The sequence below is a fragment of the Lichenicoccus roseus genome, assembly GCF_005844085.1.
Lineage (GTDB): Bacteria > Pseudomonadota > Alphaproteobacteria > Acetobacterales > Acetobacteraceae > Lichenicoccus > Lichenicoccus roseus.
The window spans coordinates 201,055-218,342 of the sequence record NZ_VCDI01000002.1 but is presented as its reverse complement, the minus strand read 5'-3'; the positions used below and the strand labels follow the sequence as shown (position 1 = coordinate 218,342).

At 68.0% G+C, this 17,288-nt stretch carries 13 protein-coding genes; 9 read left to right on the top strand and 4 right to left on the bottom strand.

Translation table 11 applies throughout. The features are described 5' to 3' along the window. The first annotated feature begins 5 nt into the window (after positions 1-5). The 5 genes from FE263_RS06295 (at position 6) to tenA (ending at position 3,803) form a co-directional block, all read left to right on the top strand. On the top strand, positions 6-1,016 hold the full coding sequence (locus FE263_RS06295; RefSeq protein WP_138325119.1) for a carbohydrate kinase family protein: 1,011 nt from the start codon (positions 6-8) through the stop codon (positions 1,014-1,016). A 9-nt stretch (positions 1,017-1,025) separates the two neighbouring features. Beyond that, positions 1,026-1,499, top strand: a complete 474-nt coding sequence (locus tag FE263_RS06290; protein ID WP_138325118.1) for a DUF3455 domain-containing protein — start codon at positions 1,026-1,028, stop codon at positions 1,497-1,499. Next, positions 1,496-2,635: an anhydro-N-acetylmuramic acid kinase gene (locus FE263_RS06285; protein ID WP_138325117.1), complete on the top strand. Its 1,140-nt coding sequence runs from the start codon at positions 1,496-1,498 to the stop codon at positions 2,633-2,635. Before FE263_RS06290 ends, FE263_RS06285 begins: the two co-directional genes overlap by 4 nt. A 57-nt stretch (positions 2,636-2,692) precedes the next feature. Continuing rightward, positions 2,693-3,115 (top strand): Rap1a/Tai family immunity protein, encoded by a 423-nt coding sequence (locus tag FE263_RS06280; protein WP_138325116.1) that lies wholly within the window; start codon positions 2,693-2,695, stop codon positions 3,113-3,115. 61 nt (positions 3,116-3,176) lie between these two features. Next, on the top strand, positions 3,177-3,803 hold the full coding sequence (gene tenA / locus FE263_RS06275; RefSeq protein ID WP_240759113.1) for a thiaminase II: 627 nt from the start codon (positions 3,177-3,179) through the stop codon (positions 3,801-3,803). A gap of 3 nt (positions 3,804-3,806) precedes the next feature. Here the strand turns inward: tenA and FE263_RS06270 are convergent, their stop codons facing one another. Next, positions 3,807-5,048 (bottom strand): NAD(P)/FAD-dependent oxidoreductase, encoded by a 1,242-nt coding sequence (locus FE263_RS06270; RefSeq protein ID WP_138325114.1) that lies wholly within the window; start codon positions 5,046-5,048, stop codon positions 3,807-3,809. Positions 5,049-5,372: 324 nt separating this feature from the next. Here FE263_RS06270 and FE263_RS06265 point away from each other — a divergent pair, with 324 nt between their 5' ends. After that, complete coding sequence (locus FE263_RS06265) at positions 5,373-7,772, top strand: TonB-dependent receptor (protein WP_171033979.1); 2,400 nt, start codon at positions 5,373-5,375, stop codon at positions 7,770-7,772. Positions 7,773-7,800: 28 nt separating this feature from the next. Here the strand turns inward: FE263_RS06265 and FE263_RS06260 are convergent, their stop codons facing one another. Then, positions 7,801-8,493, bottom strand: coding sequence for a helix-turn-helix domain-containing protein (locus FE263_RS06260; RefSeq protein ID WP_138325112.1), 693 nt, complete (start codon positions 8,491-8,493; stop codon positions 7,801-7,803). A gap of 181 nt (positions 8,494-8,674) precedes the next feature. Between FE263_RS06260 and FE263_RS06255 the strand changes: the two genes are divergently transcribed. Genes FE263_RS06255 through FE263_RS06245 form a run of 3 tightly spaced genes read left to right on the top strand, consistent with a single transcriptional unit; the run spans position 8,675 to position 13,535 of the window. Beyond that, the gene (locus tag FE263_RS06255; protein ID WP_205880289.1) at positions 8,675-10,663 is read left to right on the top strand and encodes a serine hydrolase domain-containing protein; all 1,989 of its coding nucleotides are present in this window, start codon (positions 8,675-8,677) and stop codon (positions 10,661-10,663) included. Continuing rightward, positions 10,663-11,967 carry a peptide MFS transporter gene (locus FE263_RS06250; protein WP_138325663.1) on the top strand — a complete coding sequence of 435 codons (1,305 nt, stop codon included), beginning with the start codon at positions 10,663-10,665 and terminating at the stop codon, positions 11,965-11,967. The genes FE263_RS06255 and FE263_RS06250 overlap by 1 nt, the downstream gene beginning before the upstream one ends. Positions 11,968-11,984: 17 nt before the next feature. Beyond that, positions 11,985-13,535, top strand: a complete 1,551-nt coding sequence (locus FE263_RS06245; RefSeq protein ID WP_138325662.1) for a serine hydrolase — start codon at positions 11,985-11,987, stop codon at positions 13,533-13,535. Here the strand turns inward: FE263_RS06245 and FE263_RS06240 are convergent. Together FE263_RS06240 and FE263_RS06235 are read right to left on the bottom strand one after the other, a co-directional pair. Beyond that, a complete protein-coding gene (locus FE263_RS06240) occupies positions 13,510-13,764 on the bottom strand; it encodes a hypothetical protein (RefSeq protein ID WP_138325111.1) in 255 nt (84 codons plus the stop codon). The two genes, FE263_RS06245 and FE263_RS06240, sit on opposite strands and share 26 nt — an antisense overlap. Positions 13,765-13,797: 33 nt before the next feature. Then, positions 13,798-17,160, bottom strand: a complete 3,363-nt coding sequence (locus FE263_RS06235) for a S41 family peptidase (protein WP_138325110.1) — start codon at positions 17,158-17,160, stop codon at positions 13,798-13,800. Between the last annotated feature and the right edge of the window lie 128 nt (positions 17,161-17,288).

The following is a 17,288-nucleotide window of genomic DNA, read 5'->3' as shown; positions in this document are numbered from 1 at the left end:
CGGCGATGGCCCCTAGAGCAGGTTTCGTCACCGGCGGCTGCTGGTGCTTCGACCGCAACAAGACCATCCCGTTCTGGCCCGGGGAAGACCAGTCGGTCTCGGTGCAGTCGGTGCTCACCCGGGGCGGCGGTTCGGCCTGCAATTTCGCCATCGCCATGCGCCGTCTCGACCCGGCCATTCCGATCGAGACCATCGGCCTGGTCGGCAACGACGAAGAGGGCCGCTTCCTGATCGCGGAATGCGATCGCCACCGCATCGACCGCAGCCGGCTGCACGCCACCGATGCCGCGCGCACCCACCTCACCGATGCGTTCTGCTCGGAGCGTTCCGGACGGCGGACGCATTTCTTCGAAGCCGGCACCAGCGACCTGCTGGCTCCGGCGCATTTCGACTTCACCGCGACGACCGGCCGGTTCCTGCATCTCGGCCTGCCGGGCATCCATCGGCTGATGGACGCGCGCAACGGCGGCGACGCGAATGGCTGGGTCAGCGTGCTGCGCGCCGCCCGCGCGGCCGGCCTGCGCACCAACCTCGAACTGGTGACCATCGATGCGGACCGGCTCGCGTCGCTGGCGCGGCCCTGCCTGTCGCTGCTCGATACGCTGGTGGTGAACGACTACGAGATCGGCGCGCTGGCCGGCATCGACACCGTCGCGGGCGGCGTGACCGACATCGCCGCCTGCCTGCACGCGGCGCGCGTCATCATGGAGCTGGGCGCGATGTCGGTGCTGGCGGTGCACTACACCATGGGCGGCTTCGCGCTGTCCCGCGACGGCGCGCTGGCGCAGCAGGGCTCGGTCGCGATCCCGCCCGAACTCGTGGCGGGCGCGAACGGCGCCGGCGATGCGTTCGCGGCCGGCTTCCTGCGCGTCCTGCACGATGACGGCCCGCTCGACGAGGCGCTGGCGCTCGGGCACGCCACCGCGGCGGCCAGCCTGCGCCATATCGGCACCACGGACGCCATCGAGACCCGCGCGGAGTGCCTGGCGCTGGCGGAGCGGTGGGGCTGGCGCTAAGAGCCACCGATGGTGAGTGCGAGACTTGCGGTCCTGGGCATCCCGATGGCGCTGGCGGCGGGTGCCGTCCCGGCGCACGGCTCCGGCGTGATGGCACTGCAGGGCCGCGGCGTGCAGATCTATGTCTGCCAGGGCAGTCCGGAAGCCCATGCCTGGAAGCTCGTCGGGCCGGAGGCAACGCTGACCGATGCCGCCGGCAGACCGGCCGGCCGCCACTACGCCGGGCCGGCCTGGCAGGCGAGCGACGGCAGCACCGTGATCGGCGCGGTGGTGGCCTCGGCCAGGCCCGACGGTGCGATCCCGTGGCTGGTGCTGCGGGCAACGTCGCATGCCGGCAACGGGATGTTTGCCGGCGTGACGTTCGTGACCCGCTCGCAGACGGCGGGTGGCCTGCCGCCTTCGGGCGGCTGCGACGCCGCCCATGCGGGCATGCGCGCGCGCTCACCCTACAGCGCTACCTACAGCTTCTTCGGGACACCGTGAGCAGGCCGGGCTGGGCGATCGGCCTGATGACCGGAACGGTGCTCGACGGCAATATCGACATCGCCCTGCTGCGCAGCGATGGCGAGGGGATAGCGGAATTCGGGCCCTGGACGCTGGCACCCTATCCGGATGCGGTGCGCGCCCTGCTGCCGGCGGTGCTGGCGGCGGCGCGCGCCTGGAACTTCACGGGAGCCGAGCCTGCCATGTTCGCCGAAGCGGAAGCCGCCCTGACGCGCGCGCAGTCCACGGCGGTGACGGAGTTCCTGCAGGCGAACCGCATCCCGGCGGCCGACATCGAGGTCATCGGCTTCCACGGCCAGACCGTCCTGCACCGCGCCCCGGCAGACGGCCGGCCCGGACGAACCCGGCAACTCGGCGACGGTGCCTTGATGGCGCGGCTGACCGGCATCGACACCGTGCATGACTTCCGCAGCGCCGACGTTGCGGCCGGCGGCCAGGGCGCGCCGTTGGCGCCGATCTATCATGTCGCCCTGCTGCGCGCCTCCGGGGCCGGCCAGGCAGCGGGCGAGCCCGGCGCGGTCCTCAACCTGGGCGGGGTTGGCAACATCACCAGTTGGGATGGTAAAGCCGGCATCGTCGCCTTCGATACCGGGCCGGGCAATGCGCCGCTGAACGACTGGATCCGTCGCCACGGCGCCGGCGAGATGGACCGCGACGGCCTGATCGCCGCCGCCGGACGCGTCGAAGAGGCGCGGCTGCAGCAACTGCTCGCGCATCCCTGGCTCGATCGCCCATTCCCGAAATCGCTCGACCGCGACGACTTTTCCGCCTCCATGGTGGACGGCCTGACCCTGCAGGACGGCGCCGCCACCCTGACCGCCTTCACCGCCGGCTGCGTCGCACGTGCCGTCGGACTGCTCCCTGTCCGGCCGCTCCGGCTGGTGGTGTGCGGTGGCGGCCGGCGCAATCCGACGCTGATGCGCATGCTCGCGGAGCGCACCGGCATCGACATCCAGGACGCGGAAATGCTGGGTTGGCGCGGCGATGCCATCGAGGCGGAGTGCTTCGCCTATCTCGCACAGCGTTGCCGGCGCGGGCTGCCGATCAGCTTTCCCGGCACCACCGGCGTTGCTACGCCTGCAACCGGGGGCGTGCTGAACCTCGCAGGCCGGTAGCTGTTGCAACTGCCGCCGGTGGATCACGTTCCGGCTGCGACGCCAGGGAGTAGCGGCATGCGAAGCAGGATCGTGGGATTGTGCGCGGTAGCGGCAGCAGCCTGGCTTCCAATCGCAGCCCAGGCGCAGGATCCGGACGCCAGTCCGTACAGCTACAAGCGGCCCTCGCCCACCACCATCACCAATTTCCAGTCGCTGTTCGACATGTGCGTCAGCGCCAGCAACGATACCCGCGCACGCAGCGAGCACGCCCTGTGCGTCGGCTATTTCACCGGCATCATCGACCTCTATGTCAGCGAGACCGCCCCGGCCGCGCGCAGCTTCTGCCTGCCGACCAACCCGCCGCTGACCCGCCAGCAGGGCCGCGACAAGCTGGTGGTGTGGGCCGGGAGCAACCCGTCGGCGATGAGCGAGCCGGCCACGGTCGGCGTGCTGCAGTTCCTCGACGCCAGCTTCCCGTGCGGCGCGCCGGCGCAGTGACCTGACCTTGCCTGTTCTTGAACCGGGCCGGCTATTCGCACGGCTCCGCAGGGATTGCGCCTTGGAATGGGATGCCTATGTTCGGCACCCATTCCTCACCGGTCTTGCCGACGGCACGCTGCCCGCCGAAGCTTTCCGTACCTACCTGGTGCAGGACTACCTTTATCTCCTGCAGTATGCGCGCTGCTACGCGCTCGCCATCTACAAGGACGGCCAGGCTGCCTCGATGCGCAGCACCGCGCGTCTGCTGGCAGGTCTGCTCGATACCGAACTCGGGTTGCACATCGAGTATTGCGCGCAGTGGGGGTTGAGCGAGGACGACCTCGCGCGTGAGCCGGAGTCGCTGGAGTTGCTGGCCTATACTCGCACGATACTGGATTACGGCCAGAGCGGCGATATCCTCGACCTGATGGTGTCGCTGTCCGCCTGCCTGATCGGCTATGCGGAAATCGGCCTACGCCTGCTTGCCGATCCTGCGACCCGTCGCGAGGGCAATCCCTACCTGCACTGGATCGAGGTCTATGGCGGCGAGCACTACGTGGCACTCGCCAACCAGGGTGCACGGCGGCTCGACGAACTGGCCATCTCGCACGGAGCGGATGCCCGCTATGCCATGCTGAAGCGCTGCTTCAGGACCACCGTCCTGCTGGAGACCGCATTCTGGACACCCCGCCCGCTCCGGACTTGAGCATCAGCGGTCGAAACGGCTCGCGCGATACGGCTCGGTTGCCACCAGCGGCGGTTCGCCGCAGATCATCTCGGCAATCACCCGTCCGCTGACCGGACCGAGCGTGTGGCCCTGGTGGCCATGGCCGAAATTGAACCACAGACCGGCGTGCCGGGGCGCTGGGCCGATCACCGGCAGCATGTCCACGGTGCAGGGCCGCGCACCCATCCAGACCGGATCCGCGGTCGGCGCCTCGAAGGCGAGCAGTTCGCGCGCATACGTCTCGCTGCGCCCGAGCTGCACAGGCGACGGCTTGTCGCCGAGCAGGGCGAACTCCGCACCGGTGGTCACCCGCAGGCAGTCCTGCATCGGTGCCAGCATGACGCCGTTGCGCATGTCGAGCAGGGCGGTGGCGGGCAGCGTCGCACAGGCGAATTGCCGATGGTAGCCGCGCTTGACGAACAGCGGCAGACCGTAGCCCAGGTGGCGCACGAAGCCGTCCGACCACGGGCCGAGTGACACCACCGCCGCATCCGCCTCGACGATGCCCCCGCCGGCGGCGATCCGCCATCCGGCACCCTGGCGTTGCAGCGTGAGCGCGTCCCCCAGCAGGACCCGGCCGCCAAGATCGCGCAGACGCTGCGCATACCGTTCGACCAGTGCGCCCGGGTCGCGCACCGACCAGGGATCCTGCCAGTGGATCGACCCGGCGAGCCTGCGTCGCAGCGCCGGTTCTGCCTGCGCCAGTTCGTCGCCATCGGTGACAGACATGGCGAGGCCATGCAGATCGGCGACCGCCCGGGCCTCGGTGGCGAAGGCGGCCCACTGCCGGCGGTCGCGGAAGATCTGCCGCCAGCCGACACGCCTGACCAGGTCGTCGGCGCCGGTATTGCCGAGCAGCAGCGCATGCTCCGCCGTCGCGTGCCGGATCAGCGCCGCATAGGCTTCGGCGACCGGACCGTAGTTGCGCTGCAGGGAGTTCCGCCAGTAGCGGTACAGCCGTGGAGCAAGGCGAGGCAGCGCTCCCGGGCGGTAGCGCACGGCGTTGCCGCGCCGGGAGGCGACGGCCCAGAGCGTGGGAAAGTCGGTCGGGAAGGCGTACGGGCGCACCGCCTCGCTCTGGATGAGGCCCGCGTTGCCGTAGGAGTTTTCGCGTCCGGGGGCCTGATGGTCGACGAGGGTGACGTCCTGGCCGCGCAGGGCGAGCTGCAGGGCGGTCGAGGTTCCGACCATGCCGGCCCCGAGTACGATCACGTGCCGGCGCATCGACCATCCATACCATGCAAGTGCCCCGCTCTAGCTTAAAGTCCTGGACAGAGCAACGTTGTCCCACAGGGGATGGTTTTGGCGATAATCAGGGCATTCTGCCTGCAATCTCATCGATCCCTGCCCGTCTGCACGCCAGAACGATGCCTGTGCCGCAGCTTGTGCGGCAGCCCCCAACGCTGGCCTGCGGCTTGCTTATGTGCTGCATTATCCTGACTGGGACACTTCATGCAGCCTGATGACCCATCGATCGGTTGCTCTCCTGCCGAGGCCCAGAGACGCCGGAAGGCGGTTGGCAACATGCAGACCGGGGACGCGGACATCATGACGAGCAGATCCCAGCGGCATCGGTCCACCCGATCGCGCCGCACCGCCGGCCTGCAGTCGTGGCCCCTGGGCTTCGGCCTCGTCGTCCTCACCCTCGCCAGCCCGCTTGCTGCCGCGCAACCTCAGGACGCGCCGTCGGCTGGCCAGCCGGTCACGCGCGGCAAGACCAGGCCGGGCAGCACGCCGTCGCCGGATGTCGCCAAGCCAGGCACCCAGGTCGAGCAGATCGTGGTGACCGTCAACAAGCGTCGCGAACTGGCGCGCACGGTCGCAAACAGCGTCACCGCAATATCCGGCAGCACGCTGGACCGGCGCCAGCAGATCAGCGTGCAGGACCTGGTGGCCGAGGTGCCCGGCCTGTCGGTCGAGGCGGACCAGAAGACCGCGGTACGCATCGTCCTGCGCGGCCTCAATACCGGTGGCGGCGGCACCACCGTGGCGTCCGTGCTCGACGACGTGCCGATCAATCCCGAAGGCGCGCAGAACAACGCTTCCACCAACTCGCCCAACCTCGAGACCTTCGACCTGTCGCGCATCGAAGTGCTGCGCGGCCCGCAGAGCAGCCTGTACGGCGCCACCGCGGAAGGCGGGCTGATCAAGTACGTCACCAACCCGCCTGTCATGAACCTCTACAGCGGCGCGCTGGAAGGCGGCTTCAACGGCGTGACCGGCGGCGGCGTGGGCGGTTCGTTGAAGGGCTTCGCCAACCTGCCGATCATCAAGGACCAGCTGGCGGTCCGCATCACTGCCTGGAACGAATGGCTGCCCGGCTATGTCGACGATCCGGCCGCCGGCAAGTCCAACAGCAACAGCGGGCAGCAGTATGGCTGGCGCGCCTCGGCGCTCTGGACGCCCAGCGTGCTGCCCGGCCTGTCGGTACGCCTCACCGCCGAGCGGCAGACGCTCATCGTCAACAACGCCGACTTCGTCCAGGTGGCGGGTGCCGCGGTCACGCCGCTGGCGCCCGGCGGCGGACAGCTCTCGCTGGTGAACGGCCTGCGCAACAACACGCTGCTCACCAGCCCGGGCCAGAGCGAGGTCGGCACCTACTACGCCAATGTCAGCTACGACATGGACTGGGCGACGGTGACCTCGATCACCAGCTACGCCTTCAACAATTTCAGCAACCACGCCGACACCTCCAACCAGAACATCGCGGCAGGCACGTCTTACTCGGATTATTTCGGCAGCGTGTATGGCCAGCCGATCGACTTCTACGAGCGCCAGGACTCCGACACCGACAAGTTCAACCAGGAACTGCGCATCGCCTCAGATCCGGGCACGAGACTGTTCGGACGCCAGTTCGACTGGCTGGGCGGCTTCTTCTTCACCCGCGAGAACGAGGCGTTCCAGCAGTTCTTCGATGCGAGACCGACCGCAAACCTCGCGCAGGTGCTGTCACCCGCCCTCGGCGGCGCCACCGTCGGTGGGCCGCTATCGGAATACGCCTTCTTCGGCCAGGTGGATTATCACCTGCTGCCCTCGTTCGACGTGGCGCTCGGCGGACGCTGGAGCGGCAATGCGCAACGCTCGCAGGCGAGCTATGGGTGCTGCGTACTGTACGGCCCGACCTTGTACCTGCCGCAGATCTCGTCCAACAGCCACGATGCACTGTATTCTGTCGAACCACGTTGGCGACCGACCGACAACACCATGCTCTACGGACGGCTGGCCACCGGCTATCGGCCGGGCGGCCCCAACATCCCGGTCCCCGGCGTCCCGGGGATCCCGAACACCTACCAGCCGGACAGCGACGTCAGCTACGAGGTCGGCGTACGACAGGACCTGTTCGACAAGCATGTAAGCGTCGACGTCACCGGCTATTGGGTGAACTGGCACAACGTACAGATCGCCTCGATCTTCAACACCCCTGCAGGGGACTTCACCGTCAACGGCAACGCGGGCAGCGCTTCGAGCAAGGGCGTCGAGTGGGATATCGCCTGGGTGCCGGTGCGCGGCCTCACCCTCGAGGCGGTCGGCGACTATGCCGATGCGCACCTGGATGTGGATGCGCCTGGACTGGGTGGCGCGCGCGGCGATGCGCTGCCGTACGTCCCGGTGATGAGCGGCAGCCTGAATGCCGACTACAACTGGCACATCGACGACAAGACCGCGGCCTTCGTCTCGGGCAGCTGGAGCTTCGTGGGCACGCGCTACACCAGCTTCTCGCCCACCCCCGCCATCACCTCGTCGCATGTGCCGCTGCCGGCCTACGCGACCGGGTCGATCCGACTCGGCCTGTCGCGCGGAGCGTATCGCGGCGAGCTCTATGTCAACAACATCAGCAACGTGCTGGCCTTCACCTACTATTCCAACACCGGCGGCGCCGACCAGACCGGCCAGGCCACCTTCATCCAGCCGCGCACCATCGGCATGCTGCTACGCGCCGCCTTCTGATGCAGGCAGCCCTTCGTGCAGCGCAAGGTCATGCGGTGCTTCGCGAGGGCCGGCGTCGGCGGGTCGCAGCCGGGGATGCCGGCGCCCTGGATACCGGAACCTGCGGCACCTGGCTCGTTGCGCTGTCGAGCAGCTCTTCCTGGCTGGTGGAGCACACCACCAGGGCGACTGCGTGCTCGCAGCCCTCCGCCAGTACGTAGCCGTGCCCCATGCGGCTGTCGATATAGATCGCCTCGCCCGCCTTCAGCACGGTGGGATCATAGAATTCCGTATGCACCACCACCGAGCCCTCGATGACGAAGAAGAATTCCTGGCCGCCATGGCGCAGCAGCGGACCGAACTCGGCGAGCGACTTCGCCTTCAGGTGCGCGAAGATCGGGATCATGTCCTTGTCGCGGAGCTCGGGCGCGAAATAGTTGTAGTCGTAGTTCGGCGTCACGATCTGCAGCGCATTCGACAGCGTCGCCACGCTGCGGCGTCCGTTCGGCGCGGCGCGCGCTTCGTTGCCGGGCTCGGCGAACATGTCCGCCATCGGGATGTTCAGCCGCTCGCTGATGGTCTGCAGCTTGTCGTAGGTGAGCGTCAGCCTGTCATGCTCGACCTTGGCCAGCGTCGAGAACGGGATGCCGGTGCGGCTGCTCATCTCTTTCAACGTCAGCCCATGGCGGATCCTGAGCGCCCGCATCGACGAGCCGAGCGTTGGTCTGTTGGAGGCGCTCATCGCTGTCTGCTCCGATCGAGGTTAGGTGCGGCACGGGTTCGATGCAGAACATCCCACATCGCGCTGCAATTTTCCAAACAGGATTGCTTTATCCCGTAGAGGACCATAACAAGTCTGCAAGAGGCGACCGCTGCGGGTCGGCCATGCCGGAGCGAGCGGAATGGGTCTAGGAACAGTCGCCTTGGTTTCCCTCGGCCTGCTCGGCCAGACTCCAGTACCGGGGCCGACGCCGAGCATCCTGCCACCACCCATCGCCGACGCAACGACATCGACGATCGCCACGCCAGCGATGCCGGCGGCGGCGCTGACAAAGACCGACCTCGATGCCTGGCTCGACGGCTACCTGCCCTACGCCCTGCATAGCGGCGACATTGCCGGTGCCGTGGTGTCGGTTGTCAAGGACGGCCAGGTGCTGACCCTGCGCGGCTACGGCTATGCCGACGTGAGAAAGCGCATCCCGGCGGATCCGGAAAAGACCCTGTTCCGGCCGGGTTCGGTTTCCAAGCTGGTGACCTGGACCGCCGTGATGCAGCTCGTGGAACAGCACAAGCTCGACCTAGACCGCGACGTGAACGACTATCTCGACTTCACCATCCCGCCGTGGCACGGCCAGCCGGTGACGCTGCGCCAGATCATGACGCACAGCGCAGGGTTCGAAGATGCGGTCAAGAACCTGCTGAGTTTCGACACCCGGCATGTCACGCCGATCGATGCCTATCTCAAGGCCTGGATCCCGGCGCGCATCTTCCCCCCGGGCAGCACGCCCGGCTATTCCAATTGGGCCACGACGCTCGCCGGCTACATCGTCCAGCGCGTCTCGCATCTCCCGTTCGACGACTATGTCGAGCAACGCATCTTCTCCCCGCTCGGCATGCACTCATCGACTTTTCGCCAGCCGCTGCCCGATCGCCTGCGCGGCCAGATGGCGGTAGGCTACGGCCTCGCCTCGCAGCCCGGCCATGGCTTCGAGGTGGTGGTCCCGGCGCCGGCCGGCGCGCTGTCGTCCACCGCCGCCGACATGGCGCGCTTCATGATCGCGCACCTCCAGGGCGGCACTCTCGACGGCGCCCGCATCCTGGCGCCGCAGACCGCTTCCACCATGCACACAAGCCCGCTCGACCATATCGACAAGCTGTCGCTGCTGCCGCCGCTGAACCGGATGGAGCTCGGCTTCTTCGAGACCAACGCGAACGGCCACGAGGTGATCGGGCATCTGGGCGACACCGACTATTTCCATACCAGCCTGCATTTGTTCATCAACGACGGTGTCGGCCTCTACGTGTCCTTCAACAGCGTCGGCCGCGACGGCGCGGTGCAGACGCTGCGCACCGCGCTGTTCCACGACTTCGCGGACCGCTATTTCCCGGCGCCGGCGCGTCCCGCCGCCGAAGTGCCTAAGGAGGTGGCCGCACGGCACGCGGCGATGATGGCCGGACACTGGACGGCGAGCCGGCGCTCCGAGGGAAACTTCCTCGCCATCGTCGGCCTGCTCGGACAGGCCGGCGTCTCGACCGACGCCGCCGGGCACCTGGTGGTGAGCGACATTTTGCAGCCCGGCGGCGCGCCCCGCCACTGGGAGGAGGTCACTCCGTTCGTCTGGCAGGACATCGACGGCTATGACCGGCTGGCGGCCAAGGTCGAGAACGGACGCGTCGTGCGCTGGAGCTGGGACCTGATGTCGCCGTTCGAGGTGATGCTGCCGGTGCCAGCCAGCCGCAACGCCGGCTGGATCCTGCCCGCGCTGGCGGCGGCCCTGGTCGTCCTGCTGCTCAGCTTCCTGGCCTGGCCCGCGGGCTGGCTGATCCGGCGCTACCATGGCGTGGCGTCCGGTCTCGCCGGCAGCCGCCTGCACGTGGCGCGCGCCACCAAGCTCACCAGCCTCCTGGCGGTCGCGGTGCCGGTCGGCTGGGGGTTGCTGATCCTGAAGATGCTGTCCGACGACACCGCGTTCAGCAGCGCGTCCGACCCGGCCCTGTGGGCCCTGCAGATCGGCGGCATGGTCTTCCTGGTGGGCGCGGTGCTGCTGTCCGCCTGCAACGCCGTCCTGACCTGGCAGGACCGTTCCGGCTGGCTGGCGCGCGCCTGGAGCCTGCTGCTGGTGCCATCCGCGCTGCTGCTGCTCTATGTCGCCTACAGCTTCGGGCTGCTCGCCATGACGGTGCGGTATTGATGCACGCCACGGCGCATCCCGGCCTGCACGAGCGCATCTGGTTCGGCCATCCGCCCGGCCTCACCATCCTGTTCCTCACCAACATGTGGGAGCAATTCTCCTATTACGGCATGCGCGCGCTGCTGGTGTTCTACATGGTCAAGGAGTTGATGCTGACGCAGACGGCGTCCTCCTTCATCTACGGCGCCTACACCTCGGCCGCCTACTTCACGCCGATCATCGGCGGCATCCTGTCCGACCGCATCCTCGGCCGCCGCCGCGCGATCATCATCGGCGGTTCCATCATGGCCGCCGGGCACTTCATGATGACGTTCGAGCCGCTGTTCTATTTCGGCCTGCTCACCATCGCGCTGGGCAACGGACTGTTCCTGCCCAGCCTGCCGGCACAGGTCGATCATCTGTATGCGCATGACGACCCGCGCCGTCCCTGGGCCTACAGCGTCTACTATGTCGGGGTGAATATCGGCGGTTTCCTGGCGCCGCTGGCCTGTGGCGCGGTCGGCGAGATCTATGGCTGGCACTACGGCTTCGCGGTTGCCGGTGTCGGCATGGTGGCGGGCCTGGTCATCTACCTGGCAGGCGGCCGGCATCTCCCTGCCGAGCCTGCCCGTGCATCGCTTCCGGTCGCGACGAGCCGGCCGGTGGAACGCAATGCTGTCCTCCTGCTGGTCGCCCTCGGCCTGTCGGTGACGGTATTCCGCAGCGCCTACGAGCAGGTCGGCAACACCGTCGCGATCTGGACCGACGTCGGCATCGACCGGCATATCGGCCACGGCATGAGCGTGCCGCTGACCTGGTTCCAGGCGCTCAACTCGTTGTTCGTCATCCTGTTCACCAGGCCGCTGCTGGCGTTCTGGCAGCGTCGCACCCGTGCCGGTCATGTCCAGCGCCTGGCGCGGCGCATGTGCACCGGTGCGCTGATCGTCGGCGCGTCCTACCTGCTGCTCGCCCTGGTCGCATGGCAGGCCGCTGGCGGACGCGCATCCGCGCTATGGCTGGTCGGCTTCTTCGCGCTGCTGACCCTGGGCGAGTTGTTCATCCTGCCGACCGGTCTCGGCGTGTTCGCCCGGCTCGCTCCGGCGCGGCTCGGGGCAACCACCGTCGCCGCCTGGTTCTTCACCATCTTCAGCGGCAGCCTCAGCGCCGGGCTGGTCGGAACACTCTGGAGCCGCATGCCGCCCGCCATGTTCTTCACCATGCTGGCGGCGCTCGCGGCGCTGTCGGCCATCCCGCTGTTCATGCTCGACACGCCGCTGCGTCGCGCGGAAGCCGATGCCGACCGCGTCGCGGCAGTCTTGCCGTGAGGCGCGCAGTGATCGGCATGCTCGCATTGGCCGTCGCCGCGCCGGCGTTGGCATCCCCGCCCGCGAACTTCGCAGAACGCGTCGACGCCCTGCGCCAGCAGATCGGTGTGCCCGGCCTCTCCATCGTGGTGGTCGAGCACGGCCGCACCAGCTTCCTGCACGGTTCCGGGGTACGCGCCCTCGGCAAGCCGGATCCGGTCGACGCCGACACCATCTTTCCGACCGGATCGACCGGCAAGGCCTTCACCGTCGCGGCCCTGGCGACGCTGGTGGATGCCGGGCGCATCGGCTGGGACGACCGGGTGATCGATCGCCTGCCCGGCTTCCAGATGTACGACCCCTGGGTCACCCGGGAAATGACCATACGCGACCTGCTGGTGCATCGCTCCGGCCTCGGTCTCGGCGAAGGCGACCTGGTGTCGGTGCCGCGCAGCAACCTCTCCCGGGCCGAGGCGGTGCATCGGCTGCGTTTCCTCAAGCCGGCGACCAGCTTCCGCAGCGGCTTTGCCTACGACAACGTGCTGTACATGGCGGCAGGCGAGCTCATCGAGGCGGTGAGCGGCAAGAGCTGGGAGGACTACGTGCGCGAGCACGTCCTCGTCCCGGCCGGCATGCTGCACTCCACCAGCGACGATGCCGGCCGGTATCGCGATCCGGATCGCGCCTTCCCGCATGCCCGGACCAGCGGCCTGGTGCGCGGCGCCGGACCCGCCCTCGCCTTCGACGAGCATGACGAGCTCGGCCGCGACCTCGCACCCGCGGGGGGGCTTGCCATCAGCGCCCGCGACATGGCGCGCTGGCTGCAGATCCAGCTTGCGCATGGCCGGCTGCCGCAGGGCGGCCGCCTGTTCAGCGAGGCGGCGCATGACGAGATGTGGAAGCCGGAGGTGCTGCAGCCGATCGATGCGGAGCCGCCGGCGCTGCGCGGCACGCAGCCGATGTTCAACACCTACGCCATGGGCTGGGAAGTCCGTGACTATCACGGCGCCCGGCTGGTCTGGCATGCCGGCGGCATGCTGGGGTTCCAGAGCATCGTCGTGCTGCTGCCGGACCAGGATGTCGGCTTCGCGGTCGAGATCAACAGCGAGGAGCCGGCGATCCTGTTCGGCCTGATGTACGAGCTGCTCGATCATTATCTCGGCCTGCCGTTCAGCGACTGGCCGAAGCGGTTCCAGGCCGACGCTGCCACCAGGCTCGATGCCGCCGTGCAGCGCGTCCGGACGATGCAGGCCAGACCGCCCGCGGGCAGTCCGTCCGCACCGCTCGACCACTATGCCGGCCGCTATGCGGATGCGTGGTACGGGCAGATCGTGGTCGGCCAGCAGAAGGACGGCCTGACCATCGACTTCCGCTCGACGCCGCGCATGTCGGGCAGCCTCGAGCACTGGCAGTACGATACGTTCCTGACGCATTTCACCGACCCGACGCTCGAGCCGGCGCTGGTCACCTTCGCGCTCGATGCCACCGGCCATGTCGCGCGTGTCAGCATGACGCCGTTCTCACCGGTCGCCGACTTCAGCTACGACTACCAGGACCTGGATTTCAGGCCGTCGGCATCGTCCCGGTAGGCCGATCGCTGCCTTCGCCCCAGAAGATCACGGCAGGTGGTGCAAAGCGCCTGCTTTCCTCGCCCTTCACGAACACCTCCGTGTCGGCCCCGAACCAATACGCCGGAGCTTCCGCCTCGGTCATATCCCGATCGAGCGCATAAGTTTCGCCGTCGCGGATGACCGGGCCGATGGTCGACCACGCCGCGCCCCGATCGGTGTCGAGAGCCGGACGGATCGTCGTCGGCACCCTGCCGGCCATTTCCTGCGGTGTCCGGTTATCCTACTTCTGCGACGCTCCCGCAGGCGGATAAGCCGGCAGCAGCGGCGGCGGGGCGGGCTTCACCGTCGGGGTGCGGTCCAGCTTGTCGGTCAGCATCTTCACCGCGGTCTCGAGCTGGCGATCATGGTCGGCCATCAGCTCACCCGGCTCGTCCTCGACCACGACGTCCGGATCGACGCCGTGATTCTCGATCACCCACTGGCCGTCCAGGCCGTACAGCGCATCCTCCGGCACCGTGATGTAGCCGCCATCGAGCATCTTCCACAGGCCGCGTATGCCGCGCACGCCGCCCCACGTACGCATTCCGACCAGCGGGCCGAGACCGTACTTGCGGAAATAGAACGGGAAAATGTCGCCGTCCGATGCCGAATACTGGTTGATCAGGGTGACCTTAGGCCCGTCGATCAGCTGCTGCGGAATTGTCATGGCAGCGTGCTCGCGATTGGTCGACATGCCGACCAGCACCCGGCGCAACCGTTCCAGCAGCATCTGGTCGATGTTGCCGCCACCGTTGTAGCGGTCGTCGACGATCAGCGCCTGCTTGTCGGTCTGCGGGTAGAATTGCCGGATGAACTGCTCCATCCCCTTGGCTTCCATGTCGCTCAGGTAGATGTACGCCACCCGTCCGCCCGACAGCTTGTCCACCAGGGCGCGGTTATGCTCGATCCAGGACTGCTCGCGCAGCGGCAGTTCGTCCGCCACCGGATCGACCGCGACATCGCGCCTCGGTCCGGTGGCGCCTGCCGCGACGGTCAGCGTCACCGGGGCCTCGACACCCACGAAAAGACGGTACGGATCGGTCGGCGCCTTCAGCTCCTGGCCATTCACCGCCAGCAGGTAGTCACCGTCCTTGACGCCGACGCCGGGTGCGGTGAGCGGGCTGCGATATTCCGTTCGCGTGTTGTCGCCCGGATAGACATGCCCGAAACGATAGCGGCCGGATGCACTGTCGAGCGCGAAATCCACCCCCAGCAGCATGGTCGGCACCCAGTCGGTCGGATTGCCGTCGTCGCCGCCGCCGACATAGGTGTGCGAGTTGCCGAGCTCGCCCTGCACCTGGCCGATCAGGTAGTTGAGATCCTCGCGCGAGCCGACAAGCGGCAGCAGCTTCGCGTAGCTGTCATGGACCGCCTGCCAGTCGACGCCGTTGGTTTTGGTGCTGAAGAACAGGTCGCGCTCCAGCCGCCATGCGTTGCCGAACATCTCGGCCCATTCCTGCTTCGGCTCGACCTGCATGCGCATGCCGCCGAGCTCGAGTTTCTTCTTGTCGCCACCATTGGGCTTGGTTTCGTCGATGCTGTAGCCCGGACCTTCCTTGACCAGCACGTGCGCGCCGTCGGCGGCGAGCGCGTAGCCGTCCAGACCCTCGACGATGGTCTCGTCGTGCCGCTTCTCCATGTCGTAGGCGTGCAGCGCCGGCTTCTCGCCGGGCAGCGGCCCCTCGATCATCTGCGGCGGCGTGCTCTGGTAGAACACCCGGTCGCCACGCGCATCGAGTGCGGCGATATCCATCGCCGGCACCGGCAGCGGCACCGCGCGCGCCATCAAGCCGTCCAGGTCGATGTGGACCGGAGGGCTGGCGCCGGGATGCCAGCCGGCATCGTCGGCTTTCTTGTCCTGCTTCCAGGCGCCTTCCTCGGAACGCGGCGCGAACGGCGACGCCGTGTCGCGGGCCAGCGTCGCGGCGTAGATGCCGCTCTGCTTGATGGTGGCGATGTTGAACTCGGTCTCCGACAAGGTCGGGTTCTCGTGCCGTGCCGAGACGAAGAACAGGTACTTGCCGTTCGGCGAGAACACCGGGTCGGAATCATTCTCGAAGTCGCTGCTGACCTTGGTCGCATGGCCGCCGGCGACGTCGTACAGGTAGATGCCGCGCTCGACCTGGTTGCGGGCGATGCTGTAGGCGAGCCACTTGCCGTCCGGCGACCAGGCGGCGTCGTGGATTTCCGAGACCGGATCGGACGCAACCTGGCGCGGCGCCGAGCCGTCGAGGCCCACGATCCAGAGCCGGTGCTCGCCATCCGGGAAGGCCAGCGACCTGCCGTCCGGCGACCACACCGGAGTATAGAAGAAGCCGCCCGGGAAATGCGTCAGCAGCCGCTCCGGCCCGCCCGCCGCCGGACGCACGGCGATCTGCTGGTTGCCGCTGCCGTCGGTGCTGTAGGCGACTTGGCTGCCGTCCGGCGACCAGGCCGGATGGTCCTCGTCGGCGTTGCTGCTGTGGGTCAGGTTGCGGATCGCGCCATGCTCGGCAGGCACGCTGAACAGGTCGCCGCGGGCGGAGAACAGCGCGCGCTTGCCGTTGGGCGACAGCGCGTAGTCGATCTGCTGCGCGGTGTCGGTGTCGCGGATCTGCTCCGCCGCCTTCACCCACCGCGTCCCGGTGCGGGTGCCGTCGTCCGGCACGCTGACCGCGACCTTGTGCAGCGTCTCGGACGGCAGGTCGATGACATACAGGTTGCCGCCCTGCTGGAAGCTGATGCCGGGGGTGGCGCTCCCCTGCGGCGCATTGGCATCGCCGATCGTCGGGCTGTCGATGTCGTAGTCGGTGAAGTGGGTGACCTGGGTGGTCTCGTGACTGTCCAGGTCATAGCGCCAGATGTTGGCGCGGCGATGCTCGTCGCGGTCGGACAGGAAATAGATCCGGCGGCCGAACCACATCGGCGAGGTATTGGTGCCGTGCCAGTCGGTGATCTGGTGCAGCACCCGGCTGTCGAAGTCGTAGGTGTAGACTTGCTGCGCAAGACCGCCGTCGTAGCGCTTCCAGGTGCGGAAATCGCGGAAGATGCGGGTGTAGGCGATGCTGTGGCCGTCCGGGCCGAAGCTCATGTAGCCGGAGCGGTCGAGCGGCATCGGGGTGGCGAGGCCGCCGCTTACCGGAACGGTGAATGCGCGCGGGAACCAGTCGTGCCAGGCCATCCGGCGCGACAGGAACACGATGCTCTTCGAATCCGGCGTCCAGCCGATGACCAGGTTGTCGGGTCCCCAGCGTGTCGGGGCGTGCGCTACGATGTCGGAGTGATACGTCAGGCGGCGTGCGGCGCCGCCTCCGGCCGGGATGACATAGACATCCTGGTTGCCCTGATAGCTTGCGGTGAAGGCGATCCACTGCCCGTCCGGCGAGTAGCGCGGCGACAGGTCCTGACCGGGATCGGCGGTCAGCCGACGGGCGACGCCGCCGCTGCGGTCCACCACCCAGAGATTGCCGTACGCGACGAACACCACGGAACTGCCGTGCAGGTTGGAGAACCGCATCAGCGTTGGCGCCGGAGCCTGGTCAGGAGCCGGAGCCTGGGCATTCGTTGCGACCGCCGGCGCCAGCAGGGCAGCCAGGGTCAGGGCAAAGCCGGTCGATCGTCGCATGCAGTCACTCCTCGCGCGGGCCGCCTAAGGCCCGGCAGCGCGTCGACGCCATAGCATCGCCGGAACCGGACGCCCAGCGCGGCAATATCCCGGCGTGGTGATTGCGGTGTGCCTGCGGAGCGGTGGGT

Bases quoted from the DNA above. Each gene is read 5' to 3' on its own strand.
- FE263_RS06290 (WP_138325118.1), top strand. From the start codon at position 1,026: ATGGTGAGTGCGAGACTTGCGGTCCTGGGCATCCCGATGGCGCTGGCG.
- FE263_RS06295 (WP_138325119.1), top strand. From the start codon at position 6: ATGGCCCCTAGAGCAGGTTTCGTCACCGGCGGCTGCTGGTGCTTCGAC.
- FE263_RS06270 (WP_138325114.1), bottom strand. From the start codon at position 5,048: ATGCGCCGGCACGTGATCGTACTCGGGGCCGGCATGGTCGGAACCTCG.
- FE263_RS06265 (WP_171033979.1), top strand. From the start codon at position 5,373: ATGACGAGCAGATCCCAGCGGCATCGGTCCACCCGATCGCGCCGCACC.
- FE263_RS06280 (WP_138325116.1), top strand. From the start codon at position 2,693: ATGCGAAGCAGGATCGTGGGATTGTGCGCGGTAGCGGCAGCAGCCTGG.
- FE263_RS06245 (WP_138325662.1), top strand. From the start codon at position 11,985: ATGCTCGCATTGGCCGTCGCCGCGCCGGCGTTGGCATCCCCGCCCGCG.
- FE263_RS06235 (WP_138325110.1), bottom strand. From the start codon at position 17,160: ATGCGACGATCGACCGGCTTTGCCCTGACCCTGGCTGCCCTGCTGGCG.
- FE263_RS06250 (WP_138325663.1), top strand. From the start codon at position 10,663: ATGCACGCCACGGCGCATCCCGGCCTGCACGAGCGCATCTGGTTCGGC.
- FE263_RS06260 (WP_138325112.1), bottom strand. From the start codon at position 8,493: ATGAGCGCCTCCAACAGACCAACGCTCGGCTCGTCGATGCGGGCGCTC.